Genomic DNA, 22,157 nt, shown 5'->3' on the forward strand with positions numbered 1-22,157 from the left:
TGGCGATTATTAAAGACAAAGTAGGACATAACAATGACGAACCTTAAATTTGAACTTGCACCAGAGCTTAAACGCGACTGTATAGAACTTGCCGATTGGCCGCTGTGTAAAGTACTTTTATTAAACGATAGTCAGTATCCGTGGTTTGTATTAGTGCCAAGGCAGGTTAACTTAAGAGAAATAATTGATTTATCTGAGGATGATCAAATAGTTTATTTAAAAGAGTCAGCCAAGTTAAGTAAGTTATTAATGGATGTGTTTAGTCCGGATAAGTTAAACGTAGCGGCTTTAGGTAATATGGTACCACAATTACATATTCATCATATTGCGCGCTTTACGAGTGATGCTGCTTGGCCTGCGCCAATTTGGGGTAAATTTCCTGCAGTCCCTTATAGTGATGAGCAAATAGTAAAATTAAAAACCCATTTTTAATAGCTATTCGGGTTTATTTATCTTTCGGGGTTAAATTTTTAGTAGCCTGTTTAGTTTTTAGGTAAGGCCGAGTTTATGCTTATATTGTGCGTCTGCTTCGCATAAATAGGCGATAACGTAGTATAAATGCCAAATATACGCTGCCTTAGGTAGAAAAAATTTTAATACTGAAGGTCAACAGACTCTAATCAATAAGGAATAAAATGAAACTAATCAATCAACTTTGTACGGGTTTATTTATTGTCGCATTATCAGGTGGGCACTTTGCTGTTGCAGCTGAGCGGGCAGTTAACACTGAAATTATTAAAAAGACAGATATAGAAAATTTAGTTGAACATAGTAATCATGTTTACTCGGGCGCACAGCCCAATGCTGAGCAGATCAAGTTATTATCACAAGCGGGTGTAAAGCATGTCATAAACCTGCGCGCTTTCAGTGAACAAACGTGGGATGAAGGTGAGTTTGTGCGATCTTTAGGGATGAGCTATCACGCATTACCTATTGCAGGTGCGAAGGATGTTACTGTTGAAAATGCGCGTAATTTAACAAACTTACTTAATGAGTTTGAGGGAGAATCGATTTTAGTGCATTGTGCAAGTAGCAATCGAGTTGGAGCGTTGATTGCAATTTCTGCACATGTGCAGGGTCTTGATTTAGAGGCCGCGCTTGATAAAGGAAAACGCTGGGGTATGAAAAGTCTAGAGCCTGTAGTGCGTGAAGTGGTAAACGATAAATAATAAAAAAGCGCTGCAATTATAAACTACAGCGCCCTTAAATTATCACCGTGCTAGGTTATTTTAAACCTAGTACTTCTTTACCTTGTTTAAACGTTACATCTACAGGGATATTTGCTTTACTTAGTTTTTCTAAGTCTTTAGCTAGTTCTTCTTTAATATCGCCATGCGTTGCGATTAGTTGATCTACTTTTTCGTAATCGCCATCACCTTGTAAGGTTAAAATTAAGCGAGATAGGTCTGCAATAGCAGTGCTCATTTTTTCCATGTTTATACTATATAAGCCCGCTTCATTTTTAGAAAACGCGCCTTCTTGTGCAAAAAAGTTAAAGCGGATCATATTCGCTTGACCATGCGCACTTGATGCACCAAAACGTACTGAGCGGAATATGCCAGCCATAAACGTCGTGTAGTAATCTTCAAGCGTACCTTCAGTAATTTCGCCTTTTTTAAGCAATTGCTCAACCATGTACAAACCTAAAATATCGGCTTTACCTTCTTCAAGTGCACTCGCGTGCTCTTGTAATGATTGACGAACAGTTCCTTTACCAGTGATTGTATTTTTAATACCTAAACCGTGAGCGACTTCATGGAACATCGTATTGGCAAAAAAGGCATCAAAAGTAATGTGTTTACGCTGCTCAGGTACAATTAACTGCTCTGAAATTGGCACTAAAATTTTATCAAACTTAGCGCGCATCGCATTTTTAAGTTGCAGACGACGTGTGCCTTTTTCTAACTGTACTTGCTCATCGTTTGGTAAGTTAATTGCAATTGTTTTGCTGCCAGCGTTTGAATGCCCTGCGTAGTAAACAACATCATAGGCATTTAGATCGGCGTCAGAGCCTGGTACTTCTTGTTTGTACTTGGCATCAACAGGTAAGTCTTTTTGAAGTTCAGGTAAAAATGCTGCAAATTTAGCTAAACGTTCGCTCCATTTTAAATCTTTAATAAGTACGTAAGATTCATAAGCAGCACGGTAACCAAATAATTGGTCTTCATAAGTTTCAATTGGGCCAATAACCACATCTACGGGGTTGTTTTTCATGTCCATCCAAGCAAAGTCAGAAACTTGGAAGTCATCTTTTTGTAGAGCGTCAGCACGCAGGTTTAGGTAATTAGCAAACTCTTTATCATCAGCAAGTTTACTTGCTTCGCGTAAAAGGTCAGCGGCTTGTGCAAGCTCAGCAGCATACTCTTTTGAATATGGCACGCTATAAAGCTTACCTTGCTCATCACGCTTAATTACAGAGTAAAGCCCTGTTTTGTCTTCAACGTCTGCGTTGTTTAACTCTTCTTTGGTTATATCTGCAGGGTAAAACTGTGCGCCAAGAGGCTTTTCTTTATAGCTAGATAAAAACGCTTCATCGCCATTTAAACGATCCCATGGACCGTAGTTAATATCGGCAAATTTACGTACTTTTTCGTCACCTAACTTTGTTAAAAAAGCATCTTTATTCTCACCAAAAGATTGCTTCCAAAATAATTCGTCCATTATTTTTGAGGCATCAATAAGCTTTCCAACCATCGCTCTTTGGTTGTCGCTCAAGTGTGATAAATCACTTTTCAAGCTAAAGTCGGTGTAAATATCTAAACGTTGTTTATCTGCATTAATAAGCTTAGGACCTGATTGTGCACTGCTTTTTTGAGCAAGCTCTACGGCTGTGTTGTCGGTAGAAGACGGTGCTTGTTCAGAACATGCACTAAGAAAAACAACACCAGAGAGCATAATTGCTTGGCTAATTTTATTTAAGATCATTATATTGCCTGTTAAAAAGTAAGTTTAATAATTGTACTGTTTTAGTTAAAAGGCTAAATACGTACAAACGCTTCCTTATTGTGAGTGCATTAAAGCAAAACTAAATGGTAAATAGCAAGTATTTGGCGTTGTAAGGCAAGCATGAGCGGTAAAACATTATAAATAAAATAAACTTCTATAATTTTCTTAACTTTATCGGTAAGTTAGACAATACTAATTATATTACTAATACAAAAATTAACTGCCTGAGTTCGCAGTTACTTTACAGGCTGAACACAAAAGGACGGCAGCTTTATGTCTACAGAAAACGCTTTATTAACGATTCTAGTCGATAGAATAAATAACGATACGTTGGTTTTACCAACGCTACCTGAAGTAGCGATTAAGGTTCGCCAAGCTGCAGATAACCCTGATGTTAATTTAATGCAAATGTCAGATGTAATCTCACAAGATCCAGCGCTTTCAGCTCGTATGATAAAAGTAGCTAATAGTGCAATTATGGGACGCTCTGTAAAAGTATCTAATTTACAACAAGCGGTGACTCGCATTGGGTTGCGCCAAATTAAAAATATTGCAACGGCTATGGCGATGGAGCAATTATTTGTATCAAACAATGAGCTGATTAAAGGCTACATGGGTAAGGCTTGGCAAAAAACATTAACCGTTGCTAGCCATTCAATAACACTCATGGAGTTTTACTTAAAAAACAATAAACACACTTCATTAAATCGTGATTCAATTACATTAGCAGCACTTGTTTATAATATTGGTGTATTACCAATTTTAACTGAAGCTGAGCGCCACCCTGAAGTGTTTGCTAATCCAAGCTTTTTAGCTCACGCAATTCAAAAACTGAGTGGAAAAATTGGCTCATCCATCATGCAAGCGTGGGAGTTTCCTAAAGAGTTTGTTGATGTAGCTCTAAGCTGGGCAGATCCAAGTTACAAACCTGATAAAGTTAGTTACGTCGACTTTATTCGAGTAGGCGCTATTTTAGAGGGGACGTTACAAGTTTCTGATAAATCGGCAGCGCTGCAAACATATATAGATAAAGGTGTAATACCATCTATGCAATTATTCACAAGTGATGAATACAACGATATGCTAACTGATGTGAAAAACATGTTTAGCTAAACATTTTTTATTACACAAACAAAAAGGGTTAACTTGCGTTAACCCTTTTTGTTTTTATTGGATAGCGTCTAGTACTATCCCATCGGTTCTACGAGTTGGGTATAGCGATTCAACTACAAAGCTTGGTATAAAGCCTTTAGCTGATGACACCACTACTTTAGATTTAGCACCAATAATACGTGCATTAACAATAACGCCACGATTAGTGTACGTAAGTGTGCCAGTTAAAGTGTATTCAATATGTGGATAGCCTTTAATGTCTTTACCATTTCGGCTAAACGAAAAATCACCCAAAGGCGTCACGTGCACTGTACCTGTATGTTTGTAATCAACAACAGACAAACCAAACTCTTGTAATTCAGTAATAAAGCTTTCAGCTAAATGATTACCAAAAATATTAGTGGTTTGCAGGTTATCGTCTAAATTTACAAACGAAGTGATAGCGATAGGCGTACTACTATTTATGTAATTCATATTTTCAATCAGCTTCATTGCTAATTGCTCTGTATAATTACTTAGTAACTTACTGCTGTTAATTGGGCGGTAATTATTTTCAGGAAATTGCCAGTTACTCACGCGAGGCTGATTATTCTCAGCATAGCGATTATGGGCGTTATTATAGCCAATATTGTTATGTGGTGCATGTCCATTATAAACAGGGTGAGTAGAACAAGCGGATAGTGATAGTGTAAAAAGTGCCGATAAAGTAAGAGATATCTTTTTTGATAACATGTTTTCTTCCTGAAACATAAGGGAATTTTATAAATACCCCTCTTTATCGACACACTTTTTGATTACTTTAACTAAATTTAATAATTACTTTGTTTATTTTTGATTATGGTGTTTTTTTAATCTCTTCTTTTTTATAGCGAAGTTTACCTGCAACCCAGGTTTGTAGTACGTTCGTCTTGTATATCTCGTCAACAGGTACTTTAAAGTAGTCTTTATCAAGTAAAATAAAGTCTGCCCATTTACCTTTTTCTAAACTACCCACCTTAAATTCTTGATGGGCTGAATAAGCGCCACCGAGAGTAAATGCACGTAATGCATCTTCGCGGCTTAGTACTTCACTTGCGCGCCAGCCGTTTTCAGGTAGTTTGTTATGATCCATGCGTGTAATGGCTGAATACAAACCATCAAATGGATTTGCAAGCTCTACAGGGTAATCAGAGCCTGCTGCAACCACCGATCCTTGCTTTAAAAATGTTTGCCAAGCATAGGCACCGCTTAATTGTTTTTCAGTTAAGCGTTGCTCTGCCATATGCATATCAGAAGTGGCATGTACTGGCTGCATTGAAGGGATTATTTTTAACGCTTTAAAGCGAGGGATATCCTCAGGCGTTACAATTTGTGCGTGCTCTATTCGGTTACGTAGTAATATACCGCCCGTTTTTTTAAACACATTTTGATAAGCATCAAGTACTACTTTATTTGCTTTATCGCCAATTGCGTGGGTATTTGCGCTAAAGCCGCTTTTAAAGCTTTGTGTAAAGAGCGCTTCGAGTTTTTCTTGTGTTTCAAGCATTAAACCATGGTGACCAGGTCTGTCTGCGTATTCTTCAATCAGAGCGGCTCCGCGAGAGCCAAGTGCGCCATCGGCGTAAACTTTAACACTGCGAATTTCCATAAAGTCATTTTTGTCGTGGTATCGGCCTGCCTTTAACATTGTGCCTAAATCAGGACTTGCACCACTTAGCATTGCCACAATACGTAATGGTAAATTACCAAGGTCGCCGCGCTCTTTGTAAACCTCCCATGTGGTTTTATCAATACCTGCATCGTGAGTAGAGGTAATGCCTAAACTTAATAAATGCTTACCTGCTGCATCAAGTGAGTCACTTATATCTTGTTTTGAGGGGGCTGGCATATGCTGGGTAATTAGCGATTCTGCTTTATCTACAAAAATACCTGTAGGATTACCAAATTCGTCTTTAATTATTTCACCGCCTTCAGGCGCTTTTGTTTTGGCTGTAATACCAGCAAGTTCGAGCGCTTTTGAATTAACCAAAATGGCGTGGCTGTCAACCCGCGAAAGAACCACAGGTCGATCGCTAACTATTTTGTCTAAATCTTTAGCTGTAGGAAAGCGTGTATCAGCCCAAAGCTCTTGGTTCCAACCTCGCCCTATAATCCAACCTTGTTTATTATCGGCAAATACTTTTAGTTTATTTGTTACTTCATCAACCGATTTTGCGCCGCGTACGTCAAGTTGCGATAAATTATCTCCTAGGCCAATAACGTGCCCATGAGCATCAATTAAGCCAGGTAATAAGGTATTACCGTGCGCGTCAATTAGCTTAGCATCTGGGTAGCTATCTTTAAGTGTTTCGCTACCTAGTTTTACTACCTTGCCATTTTTAATAACGAGGGTAGAAAACTGCTGTACTTCACCTTTGTATAAAGGGGTATAACCATTGGCGTTATAAATTACTTTTGTTTGTGCGAGAGTGTAACTAGAACTAGCGCAAAGGCTGGCTAGTATGAGTGGTTTGATTATTTTTTTGAGCGACATAAGGCATTATTTTTTATTGTTAGTGCGTTAACACTAGCAAACCCAACTTTATAATACCAATATGTGAGACAAATTATGATGAAGAAAAAAGCAGTAAAGCTAGAACATAAAATATCTAGCTTTTGAAAGGGTTTATTTACTAGCGTATAAACTGTATTCACTTAGCGTTAGCTTGCCGTCTTTGTCTTGATCGTAGCTTGAAAACCGAGACCACAAAGCGGGGTCTACAGCGGTTTCTGAACGTGTTAAAAAACCATCCTGGTTTCTATCAAGTTTTTCAAATTGCTCTGCAACATTGTTGCTTGCAGCAAAGCCTAATGTGCTAAAAATACTAAACGCAAAAAGCGCTATATAGCTTGTTTTTTTCATGAAAAATACTCAGTAGAGGTTATTGGTAAGGTAATTTTTAAATTCGATTAACGAAATTTGGTTATCTTGGTTTTTGTCCCATTTTACAAATGTGTTTAATAGTTGTGGTTGGGGATCAAGTTCGTCATGCGTTAAATAGCCACTTTTGTCGCTATCGAGGTGATCAAAGCGTTGCTTTACATCAAGTGCAGCGGCATCAAAGCTTAATAGCATTAAGATGCTTACAATAAGGGGAAGTATCTTCATGGTGTTCCTTCCAAAAGATGTATTTAAAGTTTGTGGCTAAAATAAAGTGAAAAGGAAAAAGCACTTGCCGTAATTTAACTCCCAACATTAAATCCTTTTACACACTCCCTCAGGGATTATGGCAAATGCTTTTAAGCTCAGTTTACCTGTAACAAGCTTAAGTAAACCTTAATCAGTAATTACTGATTAAGGTTTAAAGCTTTCAAATTCTTTTTTTGAGATTTTTTCATCACCGTCTTCATCTAAGTCGGCAAATTGTCTCATTACTTCCTTGTCTTCCTTTGCTTCTGCAATTGATATTTGTCCGTCCATGTCTTTATCTAAGTGGGCAAAACGCACATTTGTTGGCGATGCAATTACAGTGGCACTAATTGCTAAAAACATTAATGAAAAAGCGGCTATAAGTTGTTTCATAATCACGTTCCTTATTAAATGAGTTTATTGAATAAATTTTTTGAATTCATCTAGCGACAATTGCCCATCTTGATTAGTATCAATTTGAGAAAAATTCTCGTGTAACACAGCATCTTCACCTGCTTCGGCTTCACTTAATGTGCCGTTACTGTCTTTATCAAGTTCGTTAAAAGTCGCGTGAACGTCCATTGCGTGTGCATTAGCGCCTAAAAAGCCTAAAGCCAGTAATGATGAAATTACTAAAATGCGTTTGTTCATAATTATTTCCTTATTGATTAAAGTTAGTAACAGCATTACAAAAATGATGCCAATAATAATTGTTATTAATTTTCAAATGCTTAGCGTTTTAACTTGAGGGGAGTGAGAATTTTTTACTGGGTTTATTGTAATTTTTGTGCGCCTTTTGCAACATTATGCAGTGAGATTAAAGGTAGGGTTTAAAAAATCAATGGTTTACGTTGTCTCTATTTGGCGACACATTGTTTTATAGTGCTGGCTGTTAATCGTATTAAATATAATTGCTGGTTCAGCTAGTGTATAAGGTAAGCACTTAATAATAGAGCGCTTAACTTAAAAGGACTAAACGAAATGCCAGCAACCATAGCTAAAAAATACCAAGCAATGCTTAACTGGCGGCCTAATTTAATTGGGCAATTTGCAATGAGTATGCTGCTTTCGCTACTTCCGCTTTCTATAGTGGTGATCGTATTTTTAAATTCGCTTAATAAGCAATTAGCGGTTACTCAAAGTATTGTGAGTAACAACTACCAAGTTACTAAATCGTTTAACACTTTAAAGCAAGAACTCAACAGTCTTGAACGCGCCACTAGGCAAAACTGGGTATTAAAAAGTGAATCGCTAGATAAGCTTATTGTCGATAAATGGCAATCATCCATACAAAGCATTGATGAACTCAAATTTGTAAACACGAATAAAGAGTATATCAACCAATGGCAACGCTTATATACCACCTTACAAACCGCGCATGTAAAACTCGTTGAGCAAAAACAACAACAAGCTGAGCTATTTGTGCCAGTGAGCGATTTAATTGCTGAACTTACTTTATGGTTACGTGATAAAAACGAAGCGCAAATTACCAATAACCAAAATGAGCTGACAAGCTTGCAAGCCTCATTTATAAACTGGCTGGTGGCACTTATTCCACTTACTTTAATTGTAGGTGGTGGTTTTTTATGGCGCATAAGTGGGCGACTAAAAGGGTTAACCACGGTTATTGATAAGTTAGGACAGGGACATTGGCAGCAAAAAATATCAGTTAAAGGTTCAGCCGAGCTAGTTGAGCTAGGAGAGAAGCTTCAGTGGGTGCAAGAGCAACTACATATGCTTGAGCAGCAAAAAGATACTTTTTTACGCCATGTCACCCATGAGCTAAAAACGCCGTTAGCTTCAATGGTCGAAGGTACTGACTTACTAACTGATGAAATAGTAGGCCCAATTACAGGTGAGCAAAAAGCGGTACTTGAGCTTATTAGCCAATCTATGGTGCGCCTTCGTACAATGATTGACAGTTTATTGAGTTATAATGCGATTCGTACCAGTAAAGACAGTCTAAGCGAAGTTGAATTTAGCCTCCTTATTAATAAAATAAATAGCCATTTTGAGCATCGCTTAAGTGCGCGTGAGCAGGCTCTGCAATGGAAAAATGACTTACCAAATAAACCGCTTGCTTTACCTAGTGAGCTTATTGAGATGATTTTAATTCAGCTTATCTCAAATGGCTTAAAATTTTCAGAAGATAAGCAAAGCGTTACTATTAATTTAGCGCTTGAGCAAAATCAACTTTGTATCGCTGTGCTCGATAGAGGGTGCGGTATTAAAGAGCAAGAAAAAACTCAAATTTTCAGCGCATTTTATCAAGGTAAACACAGTAAAAATGTTACGCTGCAAGGCAGTGGGCTGGGCTTAACTATTGTAAAAGAGTCTGTTGAACAGCTAAGAGGTACACTTACTGTTGAACATAATGAGCCACATGGTTGCCGGTTTTCAATTAAAATTCCCATAACAAAAAATCTAGGAGTTAATTAACATGCGCTTGCGTTTAATCGCTATTTTATGTGTGCTCAGTAGCAGCATGGTTATATCTGGTTGTGAAATTAATAATGGGCAAGAAGAGCGTGTGTCAATTACACCAGCACCTGTGGTCGATACTAAAATAAAAAACGACAAAAACAGCAAACCAAGCCCAAAACCCAGACCAAAAATAGAACCTAGCTACCCTCCAGCAGAGCAAGTTATTGCATGGCACGCTAATCAGTGTGGCGGATTTAAATTGGTGCCAAAAAAAGATATTTTTACAGGCGAAAACGATCTTAAACGCTTTTTTAAATTTATGTGCTTAAACATAAATGATGATCCAAATACAGTAATGACTAAGTTGCTAAAACTCGATCTTGCTTACTTTTGGCCAGATGATATAAAGCAATATTTATGGCTTCAAAAGCAACAAGTGACTATGCAAATAAATGCTAAAAAAGAGCAACAAGCACTTAACAATAAAATGCAAGAAACCCTCTCATCGTTAGCAACAATTGAGCAGCAGCTTTTACTACGAGAAGAAACTAAGGAGCAGTAACTATGGCAGCAACTAAAGTGCAAGGTGCAAAAGTATTACTCGTTGACGACGACGCTAGCTTATTAAAACTGCTCGCTATTCGTATCGAATCAAAAGGGTACGAAGTAACGACCTGTGAAAGCGGCTTAACCGCACTACAAATACTTAAAAGCCAAGTGTTTGACGCCGTAATAACCGACTTGCGTATGGATGAAATGGATGGCATGGCGCTGCATCGTCAGTTGCAAAGCCGCTACCCTGCATTACCTGTCATTATGATGACAGCGCACGGCTCAATTCCTGATGCAGTAGAGGCAACTAAGCAGGGCATTTTTGCATTCATAACTAAACCAGTGGATAAAGATGAGCTATTTGACAGCCTTGCAAAAGCGATAGAAATTCATGGTGTTAACGCCGATGAAGCTGCACCTAAAAGTAATATAGTTACGCGCAGTGGTGCAATGCTGCACTTGTTAGAGCAAGTAAAACTACTTGGGCCAACGCAAGTTAATGTACTTATTTCGGGGGCTAGTGGTACTGGTAAAGAATTACTCGCACAGGCGATTCATCAGCATAGCCATGTAAGCGGTGGCCCTTTTGTTGCAATTAACTGCGGTGCTGTACCAGGGGAGCTTTTAGAGTCCGAATTATTTGGTCATAAAAAAGGCTCGTTTACGGGTGCAATTAAAGATCACCAAGGTTTGTTTCAACAAGCACAGGGTGGCACGTTATTTTTAGACGAAATTGGCGATATGCCGCTTAACTTACAGGTTAAGTTACTGCGCGTATTACAAGAAAAAACAATTCGCCCAGTAGGTTTTCAAGAAGAGATAGCAATTGATGTACGCATAGTGTCGGCAACACATAAAAATCTTCCTGAAGCTATTTTAAACCAGCAATTTAGAGAAGATTTATACTATCGCTTAAACGTAGTTAATTTAAAATTACCGCCACTGTGTGAGCGCCGCGAAGATATAAGCTTATTAGCACAGCACTTTAGTGCAAGCATTGCTAAGCGCATGAACCAAACTGAAAAACACTTTGCAAGCGATGCTATGCATGCGCTTGTACGTTACGACTGGCCAGGTAATATCCGCCAATTACAAAACGTAGTAGAGCAGGTTGTAGCATTAACGCCAAGCGATGTTATTTCAGAGCACTTGGTGTTAGCTGCGCTAAATAGTAACGAAACAAACGTAGAACCATTATCACTAAACGACGCTAAAAAAGAGTTTGAGCGCGACTATGTAATTAACACTTTAAAAATGGCAGGTGGTAACGTAGCTGAAGGCGCTAAGCTTGCCAAGCGCAATCGCTCAGATTTTTATAAGTTGATTAAAAAGCATAATATTGATGTTGATAATTTAGGTTAAGGAAAAGCATGCAGTTATTTATGGTGTATTTAGGTGGCCGGATTCAAGGTTGCCACATTGAAATGCACGATATTCGCTTTGTAGTAGGGGAGAATATAGAGCAAACCTACTCAAAGTTAAAAAGCCAATGGGTAGGCGACAGAAGTAGTGTTCACATGGATAGCTACATGGCAATTAATCATATTGATGGCTTTAAAGTAGAAGTTGTTGATAGCTATGTGGAGCAAAATAAACAACTCTATTTTGTAAATTTAGGCGCTTACAGAAGTGATTCCATGGCTGAGCAACATGACTTTGCGCTGTATGTTGCAAGCAGTAGCCATGAAGCTAAAGAGCGCGCTAAAAACGATTTGCTCGCAGGGCTTAGTCATATTCATAAAGATGATTTACATGATGTGGACGATTGCTTTGCCATTGATTTACTCGACAGCCAGCTAAACATTAAGCTCACGCCTAGTGGGCAAGCTCAAGCAATTAAACCAGATTGGTTTGGGTACCACGTACTTTAAATAAATAGAGCGCTCTAAAAAGATAAAGCAGGATTAAGAATCCTGCTCGTTTTGCTCATCTTTTTCGCTTTTAGCCGCCATTTTAAACGCCACAATAACCAACCCAAACATAGCAAATGGCAGTGCTGCCAACATGTATTCAACCACATTACTGTCTTGAAAATTTGCTTGTAATAAAAAGTGACCCGCCACACACATCAAAATAACCACTAATAAAATGGGTAGTAACATGAGTTCTTTTTTTGATGAATGGTTTTTCATTAATTATGAGGCTATAGCTAAAAATAATGCGCCATTGTAATGAGCTTACTTAAGCTTGGCAAATACCGCAGAATTTTTTAATTAATGATATGATTAGCGTCAAACAATTGGGCAAGTGTTATTGGGAATAAAGTGAAAAGTAACTTAAAACAAGTTTACCTCGTTGGCGGTGCAGTGCGCGACAAACTGCTAAATATAAAATCAAAAGATAACGACTATGTAGTGATTGGGGAAACACCAAAAACGATGGAATCGCTTGGTTTTGTGCCAATAGGTAGTGACTTTCCGGTTTACTTACACCCAAAAACAAAAGAAGAATATGCACTTGGGCGCACAGAGCGTAAAAGCGGCAAAGGCTATACTGGCTTTGTGGTTGATGCCAGCCCAACGGTAACGCTCGAAGAAGATTTAGCAAGACGCGATTTAACCATAAATTCAATGGCGCTTGATGAACGCGGTAATATTATTGACCCGTTTAATGGCCAAGCTGACTTACAAAATAAAACACTGCGCCACACCACTGAGGCATTTGTAGAAGACCCTGTTCGAGTGCTGCGTATTGCCCGTTTTTTAGCGCGTTATGGCAGCGATTGGCGTATTCACCCAAGTACGTATGCATTAATGCGCGAGCTTAAAAATAAAGGTGAGCTAAATCATTTAGTACCTGAGCGCGTGTGGCTTGAAACTGAAAAAGCACTGGGTGAAAAGTACCCTGAGCTTTATTTTGAAGCACTGCAAGGCTTAGGTATTTTTCCAGAACTTGAGCGCATGGTTAATGTACCGCAACCGGCAAACCATCATCCTGAAGGAGATGTATTTGTACATACTATGCTGGTACTTAGGCGTGCAGCCGATTTAAATTTTAATTTAGAAACACGTTTTGCTGCACTAACCCATGATTTTGGAAAAGCGCTTAGTTTTAAAAAATATGGAAACCTACGTGGGCACGAACGCGAAGGTGTTGCAGTTATTGAGGCGTTTTGTGAGCGCTTAAAAGTGCCTAACCGTTTTCGCGATATTGGCGTACTCACCAGTGATAATCACACCCTTTGCCACACGATTGATCAGTTAAGGCCGCAAACCATTCACAAGCTAATAGTGACTAACTTAAATGCGTTGGTGCACCCAGAACGTTTTATAGCGTTTACCCAAGCATGCCAATGCGATGCACAAGGGCGTGGTGAAACACTTGTTGATAAGCCATACCCGCAATCAGCTAAGCTGCGAGCAATTCATACTGAACTGCAAAAAATGGATAAGAAGCTGGTAGTGCAAAATGCACTTAAAAATGGCAAAAAAGGCCCTGAAATAGGCGAAGAAGTAAAACTTGCAGAAATAAACTGCATTAAAGCATTTTTAGAACATGAGAAGTCCCAAGCGTAATAAAATTAGACTAAGTAGTGCGATACGCCTTGGTTTTTGGTCGCGTCGTGCTTTCTTAGCTCTTTGTAGTTTGTACTTTTTGGTTTTACATTTTCAGGCTCAGGTTTTTTAGAGGGCCTGTATAAGTCAAAAATAAAGTCTAGTTCTTCACGCTCTAGTGATGGTTTCATGAGTATTCCTTCAATTTAATACTTTAATATGATGTAGGGTATGGTCATTCGACTGAATTAAAAGTGAATAGTTACATTTGAAGTTGTACTAAATTGTAACCGGCGGGTTTTAAGGGATGAGGGGAATTTGTTTGTTAATTTATATGGAGTTAAGGTAAATTAAAGTAACTCTTTTTAACTAAAAATATACAGCTGAATTTATTACGTACTTACTATTTACATATAATGCTGTGGCTACAAATATAACGGTATAAATACAGCCCTAACCATTAGCTAACGGCAGTGTTACGGTAAACACGACACCATTACCTTGCTCGTTGTTTTGCGCTGTTACACTGCCTTTATGGTAGTCGCACACCAGCCTTACAATATAAAGACCTAACCCCAAATGTGGCTGTTGCTGCATTTGCTGGCTACGTACCGACACCATAGAGTCAAAAATATGTTCAGTTAATCCTTCGGGTAACGCGGGGCCTGTGTTACTCACTGTTAATGTTGCTTTATTTTCGCTCTGCTTAAGGCTTACATTAATAGCCGTATTGGCCTCACTAAACTCCAGCGCGTTATTAATAAGTTTATCAAGCAGCTGAGCTATAAACTCCGGTGCACCTTGCATAGGTAATTTGTTTTGGCATACATCAAGCGTAAATAACTGGTTTGGGTAAGTAAGCTGATAGCCTTGCATGCAACCATTTATTACTTTTTGTAAATCAAAAGGCTCAGGCTCGTTGCTTTGAATACTTTGCTCAAGGCGAGTTGCTTCACTCATGGTGGTTATTATTTTACCTAAGCGTTCAACGCCTTCGCTGGCGCGATCGAGGTATTTTTGACTCAGCTCGTTTTGTGGCAAGCTTTGTAAGTTTTCGAGTGATGAGCGCACTACGGCAACCGGCGTGCGCAGTTCGTGGGATAACCGCGACGACATATTCTCTAAGTAATCGGTATAGCCACCAAGTCGGCTCACAATGTTTGAAAAACTACGAGACAGGTCGCCAATTTCATCGTTAGCGTCGCTGTAATTAATACTGCCAGTAACACGCCCTTGCGCATCAATTGCTTGTTCAGCTGTATCGCGCAGCCGCCTAATTCGGTTCGATATACGTGAGGCAAAAAAGAATAAAGTCACAGTACCAATTAGCATCACAGCTAAAATAACGTTAAACAGTTTTTCGAGTGATTTGTTACGCAGCGTACGTACGCCGTTTGTGGTTTCCTCTGCTATTACCGCGCCAATTACTTGGTCTTGGATCCAAATAGGATAAGCGGCCGATAAAATAACGGCTTTGCTGTCGGGGGTTAAGCGCCAAGACGATGCTGGTTGTCCTTTTAATGCTTTCGCTAAATGTGTGCCCTGCATAGAAGCTACATCGTGCAGAGTATCTAAAAACTCATTTTCGGGACGCGTTAAAATTTTATAGTAAATTGGGTGTAAGTAATTTTGCTCAAAGCGCTGCCACCAAGTTTCAGGTGCTTGGTTAGCAAGTCCATCAGCCCAAACGCCATCTGCATTTTGAATAGTACCCGACTGCGCAAGTACGCGATGATGGTTATCGACCACCCAAATGCGGCTACCACTGTGGCCCATACCTTTTAAAATACGGCTAATTTCTGGAGAAGGGACTAATACCGAGCCCAAATCGTTTGGGTTATTTAAGTTTGAGGTCGACATTATTTTAGGCTCTAATAATGCCTCTTTATTATCAACGTCAACAATAGCAAAGCCAAGTTTGTTGCCCAGCATGCTAATTGGAAAGCGCAGCTCTACGTTATAACCTGATTCGGTACTTTCAAAATAGCCCTGAATTTTTGTAAAAGGGGCTTTGGTATTTGCATCAAACGCATTAACCCAGCCATCTTGGCGTGGCGCAATTATATAGGTATTAAATTGGCCGTCAGGTGTTTTTAAGCCAATTTGTAAATAATCGTTATTGGTAATACTTAAGCTATTTTTAGCGCGATAAATAAGGGTATTGTCGGTGACTTTAAATACGGCGTATAAGTAGTTATCAAATTTTCCCACCATATGATCAAACGATAAGTCACTGGCTTGATGTTTGTTATCTGTTTTTTGTAAGTAGCGCTTATCGTAATGCCAAAATAGCGGTTGATAGCTGTCCCAATCGTTAAGTTTACCGTCGAGCTGAATAGGATTTTTAAGATTATAAGCGTATAAATCGCGGCCTTTTACTACTTGGTCTAAAAAGTTGGTTTGCTCGTCAAATAATGCGGGGCGCTCATGTAGTGCAGTAGCAAGTGCGCGAGTAGTGCCTACGAGGGTTTTTTCTTGGCCTTGGCGTAAAAACTTTTCCATTTCCCATACGTACTCGTAGCCAAGCCACGGCAGCAAAAACAAAAAACATGAAAGTAATATAAATTTACTGCGCAGACCAAATCGTAGCATTAGTGTTGTTCCCACCGATAGCCCATGCCATACACGGTATCTATGCAATCAAAGGCGCTGTCGAGTGCTATAAACTTTTTACGGATACGTTTTACGTGTGAAGTAATGGTGCTGTCGTCTACATAAATTTTAGCATCGCTCATTAATTCGTTACGGCTTTTAACATGGCCTGGTCGCTGGGCGAGTGAATGCAGCATCCAAAATTCGGTTACGGTTAAGTCAACTAATTGTTGTTGCCAAAATACCTGCATACGTTGTGTGTCGAGCGTTAATTGCCCGCGTGTTATGAGTGCGTTTGCATCAGCGGGTTGCTCAAGTGCTTCCATTCGGCGAAACAGCGCACCAATACGTGCAGCCAAGTGAGCCAAGCTTATGTCTTTTGTTAGGTAGTCGTCGGCGCCCATGCGCAGGCCGCATACGGTATCTATTTCGCTATCGCGGGCGGTTAAAAAAATAATAGGCAGTGTTTTAGAAAGCGATCGCAATGTTTGGCACAGTAAAAAACCACCATCTATTTCATGGCCTAGGCCAATATCAACAATGGCTAAATCGGGCAGGGCATTTTTAAATTCAGCTTCTGCGCAAGCGCGATCGGCAAAGCCACTTACTTGGTAGCCCTGTGCGCTCAGCATTTCTATGTAGTTTTCGCGGATTGCGGGTTCATCTTCAACGATGGCTATTTTTTTCATCTTAATCATTATCCTATCGGCTCTGCTGTGCACTATATCGAAGTTTTTAAGCTAAGTACGCTTAAAAAGGCAATTGCCATTTTTTTGCCACAATTGCTCAGCAGTTTGCCATTTTTGATCCCCTTTATTGCCACTTGAGCTTGTTTTAATACAGCCATCAAAACAAAACGTCACAAATTAAAAAGTAAGTTTAAGGATCAAATCATGAAGAAGACATTAATTGCATTAACACTGGTTGCTAGTTTTTGTACTCCAGCAATTGCCTCAACATCTAACTCGCCATCAAAAGAAGCCCATAAAGAAACGGCTATTGGGCTAGGTGCAGGCGCTATTATTGGCGGCGTAGTGGGCGGGCCAATTGGTGCGTTTATTGGGGCATTTGCCGGTGGCTTAATAGGTGATTCAAAAGTAGCTGATAACAAAATTGCAGAGCAAGAGCGTGCCATTACGGTTATGAAAGAAAAAACCAGCGATTACCAACACGTGCTTAACCACAACAATATGTTAGAGCAACAGGTAGAAGTGCTTGCCAATCAAAATGAGCAGTTAACTCAAGTTCAAATTAATAACTTATTGGCGATGACAGTACAATTTAAAACAGGTTCAAGTGTTATTGCCCCGCATTTTGCGCTGCAGTTAGATCAACTCATTACCTTGTTAAACAACCAACCACAACTCGCACTTGATTTAAGTGGCTTTGCCGATCAGCGCGGCGATGAGCAAGCAAATCTTTTACTTTCTAAAGCGCGTGTAAATGCCGTGCAAAGCTATTTAATAAAACACGGTGTGAGCCATAAGCGCTTAAGCACGCAGGCATTTGGCGAGCAGCAAACGTTGGCTAACAGCAACACGGTGGAAGACAACTTTTTTGATAGACGCGTAACGCTTACCACTCGCTCAATGAATAGTGTAAATGGCCAAACGGCGAGTAACTAAAACTAACTGAATCTAAGTAAAGCTAAGCGTTCGATGGAGTGATTTATGTTTAAATTGAGTAAACCAACCAAAATGCTTACTAAAGTAAGCATTTTTATATTCATAGTGATTGTGCTGTTAGCGAGCTTTAAAAGCCATGCGCAATCACCCAAGTTAGAGCTTTTTGATAGCAATGGTGCGCCAGCAGGGCCAGCAATAATATTAAAAAGCGACGCTAATATGACCTTAACCGGCCTGATTAATCATGTTGTAGTAACGCAGACCTATCAAAACGAAAACCCGTTTGCGGTTAATGCGCGCTATGTTTTTCCACTGCCAGATGAAAGCGCCGTACATGCCATGACGATGCGTATAGGTGAGCGAGTCATTAAAGGCCAAATTGATAAAAAAGTGGAAGCTGAAAAAAAATACGAGGAGGCTAAAAAAGCAGGTAAGCAAGCGGCCCTCGTACGCCAGCAACGCGCCAATATGTTTATTACGAATGTGGCAAACATTGGCCCTGGTGAGCAAGTAATTATTGATCTTGAGTACCAAGAAATAATTGATTACAGCAGCGGCACATTTGCTATTAGGTTTCCTACTACCATTACACCGCGTTATCACGCGATTAGTGGTGAAGTTGAAGTTAATACTCAAAACCAAACGCATGTTAATCCGCTCCCAACGGGATGGTTGAGCCCTGTTTACAGCACTCAAAACATCACTCAAAATAGTACTCAAACTGATAACACACCAAGTAGCCAATTTAGCTTAAACATTGATATAGACGTGGGCTTAGAGCTGGTGGATATCAATTCTAAATTTCATAATGTTAATGTGCAAAACACCGCGTTTGGGCAATATAAAATAGCGTTAAATGAGAAAAATGCAGTTAATCGCGACTTTGTACTGGAGTTTAAACCATTGCAAAAAGAGCAAGCTCAAGCCGCATTTTTTACTCAGCAGTTTGAAAATGGTGACCGATACGGGCTTGCTATGCTAATGCCACCAGGGGATCACTTTACACAAACTCAGCGATTACCTCGCGAAATGGTATTTGTAGTTGATACGTCAGGCTCTATGCACGGGCAATCTATGGAGCAAGCTAAAAAAGCCTTGTTTTATGCGCTGTCATTACTTGATAGCGACGACAGTTTTAATATTATTGGTTTTGATAACATAGTGACTCCAATGAGCGATAAACCACTTATAGCCAGCGACTTTAATTTACGCCGTGCAGAGCGATTTATTTATAGCCTAGAAGCCGACGGCGGCACAGAAATACAAGGTGCGCTTAATGCCGTACTTGATGGCAGCCAGTTTGATGGTTTTGTACGCCAAGTTGTATTTTTAACCGATGGCAGCGTAAGTAATGAAGACGCATTGTTTAAAAACATTCAAAGTAAATTAGGTGATAGCCGTTTATTTACAGTGGGTATTGGCAGCGCACCTAACAGCTTTTTTATGCGCCGAGCGGCAGATATAGGCAAAGGCTCATTTACGTTTATAGGCAGCACAAGCGAGGTGCAACCTAAAATGCAGCAATTGTTTGACAAGCTTGCACATCCAGCGATTACTAATTTGGCGCTAAGCGATGAAAGCGGTAACAGCTTAGATTTTTGGCCGTCACCACTACCTGATTTATATTTTGGCGAGCCTATCATGGTCGCTATAAAACTTAATAATGTTAAAAGAGTGGTACTTGCTGGGCAAACTGCACAAGGGCCCTTAAGTATTAGATTAAGTACACAAAATAGCTCAGATGCAAAAGGTATAGCAAAACTGTGGGCACGCCAAAAAATTAAGTCATTACTTTTATACAACGAGCAAAGTACCGTTAAAGATGAAGTACAGGGGCTTGCGCTTACTCATCAATTACTTAGCCCGTTTACTGCTTTTATAGCGATTGAACAAACTCAAATAAAAGAAGTGGCAAAGCAAACGGCGCAAGCTACTAATGCAGTACCACAAGGTATGGCAATGCGTTTACCGCAAACCGATGGGCAAAGCAGGTTACATATATTGCTAGGATGTATTTTATTACTCGGCTATGGCGCTCTTAAAATAAACCAATCATTTAAATTAAGCAGGGCACGTAAATGAAAAAGTGGCTAAGCGCGGGCTTACTAATAGCTGGGCTTGGATTATTTGGCCACGGTGCTTATATGCAGGCAAAAGCGTGGCTTGCTCAAGTATTAATTGAACAAGCATGGCAAGAGGCGCTTAAATCACCCGGCACTAAAGTAAAGCCGTGGTATTACGCCGACAGCTACGTTACTGCAAAGCTTGATTGGCCAAGTCATAATAAAACATTAAGTGTATTGGCTGGNTAGCCAGTTTTTACCCGCAGGGGAGCTTGGCGGAAAAGAATTTGGAAACGAAAAAGGCGCGCTAATAGCAGGGCATAACGACACCCACTTTGCATTTTTACAAAACGCAAAAGTGGGAGAGGCGTTTACTTTGCAACTGCAAAGTGGGGTGATACAAAATTATAAAGTAACAGGGATTGAGGTTATTCATCAATCTCAACATGACTTTTTACAAACACCTGGATTGTACTTGCTGACCTGTTATCCTTTTGATTCGCTTGCCTCAGGTACTGATTTGAGATTGCTTGTATCTGCGCAAATATCTTCACCCGATTCACTAAGAGGTATATCAACTACAAGTTCTTGATGGCGCTGGCTTACCATTACACCAATAAATACCACAAATATGCTCAGCCATTGCCACACGTTGAGCACTTCGCCCAAAATAATGGCTGACAAAATAAGTGTAAAAATAGGAATTAAATTAGAGTACGCAGCCGCGGTTAATACCGATACTTTGCTAATAGCATAATTGTACATGCCGTAGCCGCCAAGGGTTACACACGAACCTAAGTATAAAATACTCATAAGTGCGGTTAAGTCGTGTTGGTTTTCGCTTGGTAGGTCGATAAAAAACAAAAACGGTGCAAAAAACAAGCTGCCGCTAATACCTTGAAGTGCAATTAAAGTAAGGGGGGAGTAGCGATTAGCTAAGTGTTTAATACTTACGGTATAAAATGCAGCGCACACCATAGCCATCAGCTCTAAAAAGTTACCTAGTAACGGATTAGGTGCTTGCTCAGAATTGGGTGAAAGAAGCGTAAGTAAAATACTGCCGCCAATACACAGCGTAAAGCCAACAACAATGGCTTTGCTTATGTATTCTTTAAGTAATAAAAAGGCAAGCAGCGCAATAATTATAGGCAAGCACGACACAATAACACCCGCCTGCGAGGCTGATGTATATTCCATTGCATGGCCTTCAAATAAAAAGTACAAGCAAGGCTCAGCAAGCGACATACCCACTAAATACTTCCAATCACCTTTTAAATACTCAAAGCGAATAACGTAGCGCCATAAGCAAAGCGATAAAACTAACGTGGTGAGCATGCGTAAAAATATTACCAAGGCAGGGTCGTAAATGGCAATGGCATATTTAAGCGCTATAAAAGAGCTGCCCCATAAAAAGGTGGCAATAATTAAACACAAACTGGCAGGCATAGAGAGTAATTTATATAATTTAATAAAATCAGATCCTAGCATGAATATTTTTAACTTGTTCAAAAATACCGAGCTGGTATAAATTAATTCATCTTTAATTAATGATTAGTAAAAAGCACATGCAAAGGGAACAGGTAATAGTTGTAAAGCTTGGTACAAGCGTACTTACTGGCGGCACCGATAAACTAGATAAAGCGCACATGGTTGAATTAGTACGCCAATGCTGCGAGCTTAAAAAGCTGGGGCATCACGTTATTTTAGTATCGAGCGGCGCGGTAGCTGCTGGGCGTGAACAGCTATTAAAACCCTGTGGCAGAAGCTTAATTGATAAACAAATGCTTGCTGCAATTGGACAAGGTCAACTTATTCATATTTGGCAGAGCTTGTTTGGTTTATATGGGATAAATGTAGGACAAATGCTGCTTACTCGCGCTGATGTAGACGACAGAGAGCGCTACCTTAATGCCCGCGATACACTCAATGCGTTATTAAATTACGACGTTGTACCCATCATTAACGAAAATGACGCAGTAGCTACCAGTGAAATAAAAGTAGGCGACAACGATAATTTATCGGCGCTTGTCGCTATTTTGGCTAATGCTAATAAACTATTGCTACTTACCGATCAAGAAGGCTTATTTACCAGCGATCCGCGCACAAACGCCGATGCCACCCTCATTGGCGAGGTAACACATATAAACGATGAACTGCGCCAACTTGCTGGTGGCAGTGGCACAAATTTAGGCACCGGCGG

General features: G+C 39.7%; 24 protein-coding genes. 12 read left to right on the forward strand and 12 right to left on the reverse strand.

The genetic code is table 11. The features are described from left to right. The first annotated feature begins 33 nt into the window (after window positions 1–33). Window positions 34–432 (forward strand): HIT domain-containing protein, encoded by a 399-nt coding sequence (locus L655_RS0105405; RefSeq protein WP_024604352.1) that lies wholly within the window; start codon window positions 34–36, stop codon window positions 430–432. 203 nt (window positions 433–635) lie between these two features. Beyond that, complete coding sequence (locus L655_RS0105410; RefSeq protein ID WP_024604353.1) at window positions 636–1,169, forward strand: hypothetical protein; 534 nt, start codon at window positions 636–638, stop codon at window positions 1,167–1,169. A gap of 55 nt (window positions 1,170–1,224) precedes the next feature. Here L655_RS0105410 and L655_RS0105415 read toward each other — a convergent pair whose 3' ends face one another. Next, window positions 1,225–2,925: a hypothetical protein gene (locus L655_RS0105415; protein ID WP_024604354.1), complete on the reverse strand. Its 1,701-nt coding sequence runs from the start codon at window positions 2,923–2,925 to the stop codon at window positions 1,225–1,227. Window positions 2,926–3,219: 294 nt separating this feature from the next. Here L655_RS0105415 and L655_RS0105420 point away from each other — a divergent pair, with 294 nt between their 5' ends. Next, window positions 3,220–4,059 (forward strand): HDOD domain-containing protein, encoded by an 840-nt coding sequence (locus L655_RS0105420; RefSeq protein ID WP_024604355.1) that lies wholly within the window; start codon window positions 3,220–3,222, stop codon window positions 4,057–4,059. A 54-nt stretch (window positions 4,060–4,113) separates the two neighbouring features. On the opposite strand, the gene L655_RS0105425 is transcribed toward L655_RS0105420, so the two are convergent. From L655_RS0105425 to L655_RS0105450, 6 genes are all read right to left on the reverse strand, one after another. Further along, complete coding sequence (locus L655_RS0105425) at window positions 4,114–4,791, reverse strand: FlgO family outer membrane protein (protein ID WP_024604356.1); 678 nt, start codon at window positions 4,789–4,791, stop codon at window positions 4,114–4,116. Between the two features lie 103 nt (window positions 4,792–4,894). Continuing rightward, entirely contained in the window at window positions 4,895–6,571 is a 1,677-nt protein-coding gene (locus tag L655_RS0105430) for an amidohydrolase (protein ID WP_024604357.1), read from the reverse strand. Between the two features lie 132 nt (window positions 6,572–6,703). After that, complete coding sequence (locus L655_RS0105435) at window positions 6,704–6,940, reverse strand: calcium-binding protein (protein WP_002961647.1); 237 nt, start codon at window positions 6,938–6,940, stop codon at window positions 6,704–6,706. A gap of 9 nt (window positions 6,941–6,949) precedes the next feature. After that, the gene (locus L655_RS0105440) at window positions 6,950–7,186 is read right to left on the reverse strand and encodes a calcium dependent protein (protein ID WP_024604358.1); all 237 of its coding nucleotides are present in this window, start codon (window positions 7,184–7,186) and stop codon (window positions 6,950–6,952) included. Between the two features lie 186 nt (window positions 7,187–7,372). Then, complete coding sequence (locus tag L655_RS0105445; RefSeq protein WP_024604359.1) at window positions 7,373–7,600, reverse strand: hypothetical protein; 228 nt, start codon at window positions 7,598–7,600, stop codon at window positions 7,373–7,375. A gap of 24 nt (window positions 7,601–7,624) precedes the next feature. Beyond that, complete coding sequence (locus L655_RS0105450) at window positions 7,625–7,858, reverse strand: EF-hand domain-containing protein (protein WP_002961641.1); 234 nt, start codon at window positions 7,856–7,858, stop codon at window positions 7,625–7,627. 330 nt (window positions 7,859–8,188) lie between these two features. Between L655_RS0105450 and L655_RS0105455 the strand changes: the two genes are divergently transcribed. From L655_RS0105455 to L655_RS0105470, 4 genes are read left to right on the forward strand one after another with little or no spacing between them, the layout of a single operon-like run. Then, window positions 8,189–9,646: a HAMP domain-containing sensor histidine kinase gene (locus L655_RS0105455; protein WP_024604360.1), complete on the forward strand. Its 1,458-nt coding sequence runs from the start codon at window positions 8,189–8,191 to the stop codon at window positions 9,644–9,646. A gap of 1 nt (window position 9,647) precedes the next feature. After that, window positions 9,648–10,193 (forward strand): hypothetical protein, encoded by a 546-nt coding sequence (locus L655_RS0105460; RefSeq protein ID WP_024598655.1) that lies wholly within the window; start codon window positions 9,648–9,650, stop codon window positions 10,191–10,193. A 2-nt stretch (window positions 10,194–10,195) separates the two neighbouring features. After that, the gene (locus L655_RS0105465) at window positions 10,196–11,545 is read left to right on the forward strand and encodes a sigma 54-interacting transcriptional regulator (protein WP_024597600.1); all 1,350 of its coding nucleotides are present in this window, start codon (window positions 10,196–10,198) and stop codon (window positions 11,543–11,545) included. An 8-nt stretch (window positions 11,546–11,553) separates the two neighbouring features. Further along, window positions 11,554–12,054, forward strand: a complete 501-nt coding sequence (locus L655_RS0105470; RefSeq protein WP_024604361.1) for a DUF1543 domain-containing protein — start codon at window positions 11,554–11,556, stop codon at window positions 12,052–12,054. A gap of 33 nt (window positions 12,055–12,087) precedes the next feature. Here L655_RS0105470 and L655_RS0105475 read toward each other — a convergent pair whose 3' ends face one another. Beyond that, window positions 12,088–12,315 carry a hypothetical protein gene (locus L655_RS0105475; protein WP_007581571.1) on the reverse strand — a complete coding sequence of 76 codons (228 nt, stop codon included), beginning with the start codon at window positions 12,313–12,315 and terminating at the stop codon, window positions 12,088–12,090. A 132-nt stretch (window positions 12,316–12,447) separates the two neighbouring features. Here L655_RS0105475 and L655_RS0105480 point away from each other — a divergent pair, with 132 nt between their 5' ends. Next, a complete protein-coding gene (locus L655_RS0105480; protein ID WP_024604362.1) occupies window positions 12,448–13,698 on the forward strand; it encodes a multifunctional CCA addition/repair protein in 1,251 nt (416 codons plus the stop codon). 5 nt (window positions 13,699–13,703) lie between these two features. On the opposite strand, the gene L655_RS1000000127535 is transcribed toward L655_RS0105480, so the two are convergent. From L655_RS1000000127535 to pdsR, 3 genes are all read right to left on the reverse strand, one after another. Further along, entirely contained in the window at window positions 13,704–13,868 is a 165-nt protein-coding gene (locus tag L655_RS1000000127535) for a hypothetical protein (RefSeq protein WP_165743405.1), read from the reverse strand. A gap of 262 nt (window positions 13,869–14,130) precedes the next feature. Then, window positions 14,131–16,269, reverse strand: a complete 2,139-nt coding sequence (gene pdsS, locus L655_RS0105490; protein WP_024604363.1) for a proteobacterial dedicated sortase system histidine kinase — start codon at window positions 16,267–16,269, stop codon at window positions 14,131–14,133. After that, complete coding sequence (gene pdsR, locus L655_RS0105495; protein ID WP_024604364.1) at window positions 16,269–16,958, reverse strand: proteobacterial dedicated sortase system response regulator; 690 nt, start codon at window positions 16,956–16,958, stop codon at window positions 16,269–16,271. The genes pdsS and pdsR overlap by 1 nt, the downstream gene beginning before the upstream one ends. A gap of 204 nt (window positions 16,959–17,162) precedes the next feature. Here pdsR and pdsO point away from each other — a divergent pair, with 204 nt between their 5' ends. The 3 genes from pdsO (at window position 17,163) to L655_RS1000000127860 (ending at window position 20,549) form a co-directional block, all read left to right on the forward strand. After that, complete coding sequence (gene pdsO, locus L655_RS0105505; RefSeq protein WP_024604365.1) at window positions 17,163–17,894, forward strand: sortase-associated OmpA-like protein PdsO; 732 nt, start codon at window positions 17,163–17,165, stop codon at window positions 17,892–17,894. A 45-nt stretch (window positions 17,895–17,939) separates the two neighbouring features. Then, entirely contained in the window at window positions 17,940–19,976 is a 2,037-nt protein-coding gene (locus L655_RS0105510; RefSeq protein ID WP_029751613.1) for a marine proteobacterial sortase target protein, read from the forward strand. A 213-nt stretch (window positions 19,977–20,189) separates the two neighbouring features. After that, window positions 20,190–20,549 carry a sortase gene (locus L655_RS1000000127860; RefSeq protein WP_241764450.1) on the forward strand — a complete coding sequence of 120 codons (360 nt, stop codon included), beginning with the start codon at window positions 20,190–20,192 and terminating at the stop codon, window positions 20,547–20,549. Here the strand turns inward: L655_RS1000000127860 and L655_RS0105520 are convergent. Then, window positions 20,444–21,403: a DMT family transporter gene (locus tag L655_RS0105520; protein WP_024604368.1), complete on the reverse strand. Its 960-nt coding sequence runs from the start codon at window positions 21,401–21,403 to the stop codon at window positions 20,444–20,446. The two genes, L655_RS1000000127860 and L655_RS0105520, sit on opposite strands and share 106 nt — an antisense overlap. A 119-nt stretch (window positions 21,404–21,522) precedes the next feature. On the opposite strand from L655_RS0105520, the gene proB reads away from it, so the two are divergent. Next, window positions 21,523–22,157: glutamate 5-kinase (gene proB, locus L655_RS0105525; RefSeq protein ID WP_024604369.1), on the forward strand; the 635-nt coding region annotated here is incomplete at its 3' end.

Origin of the sequence: Pseudoalteromonas sp. TAE79 (assembly GCF_000498015.1) — a bacterium.
Lineage (GTDB): Bacteria > Pseudomonadota > Gammaproteobacteria > Enterobacterales > Alteromonadaceae > Pseudoalteromonas.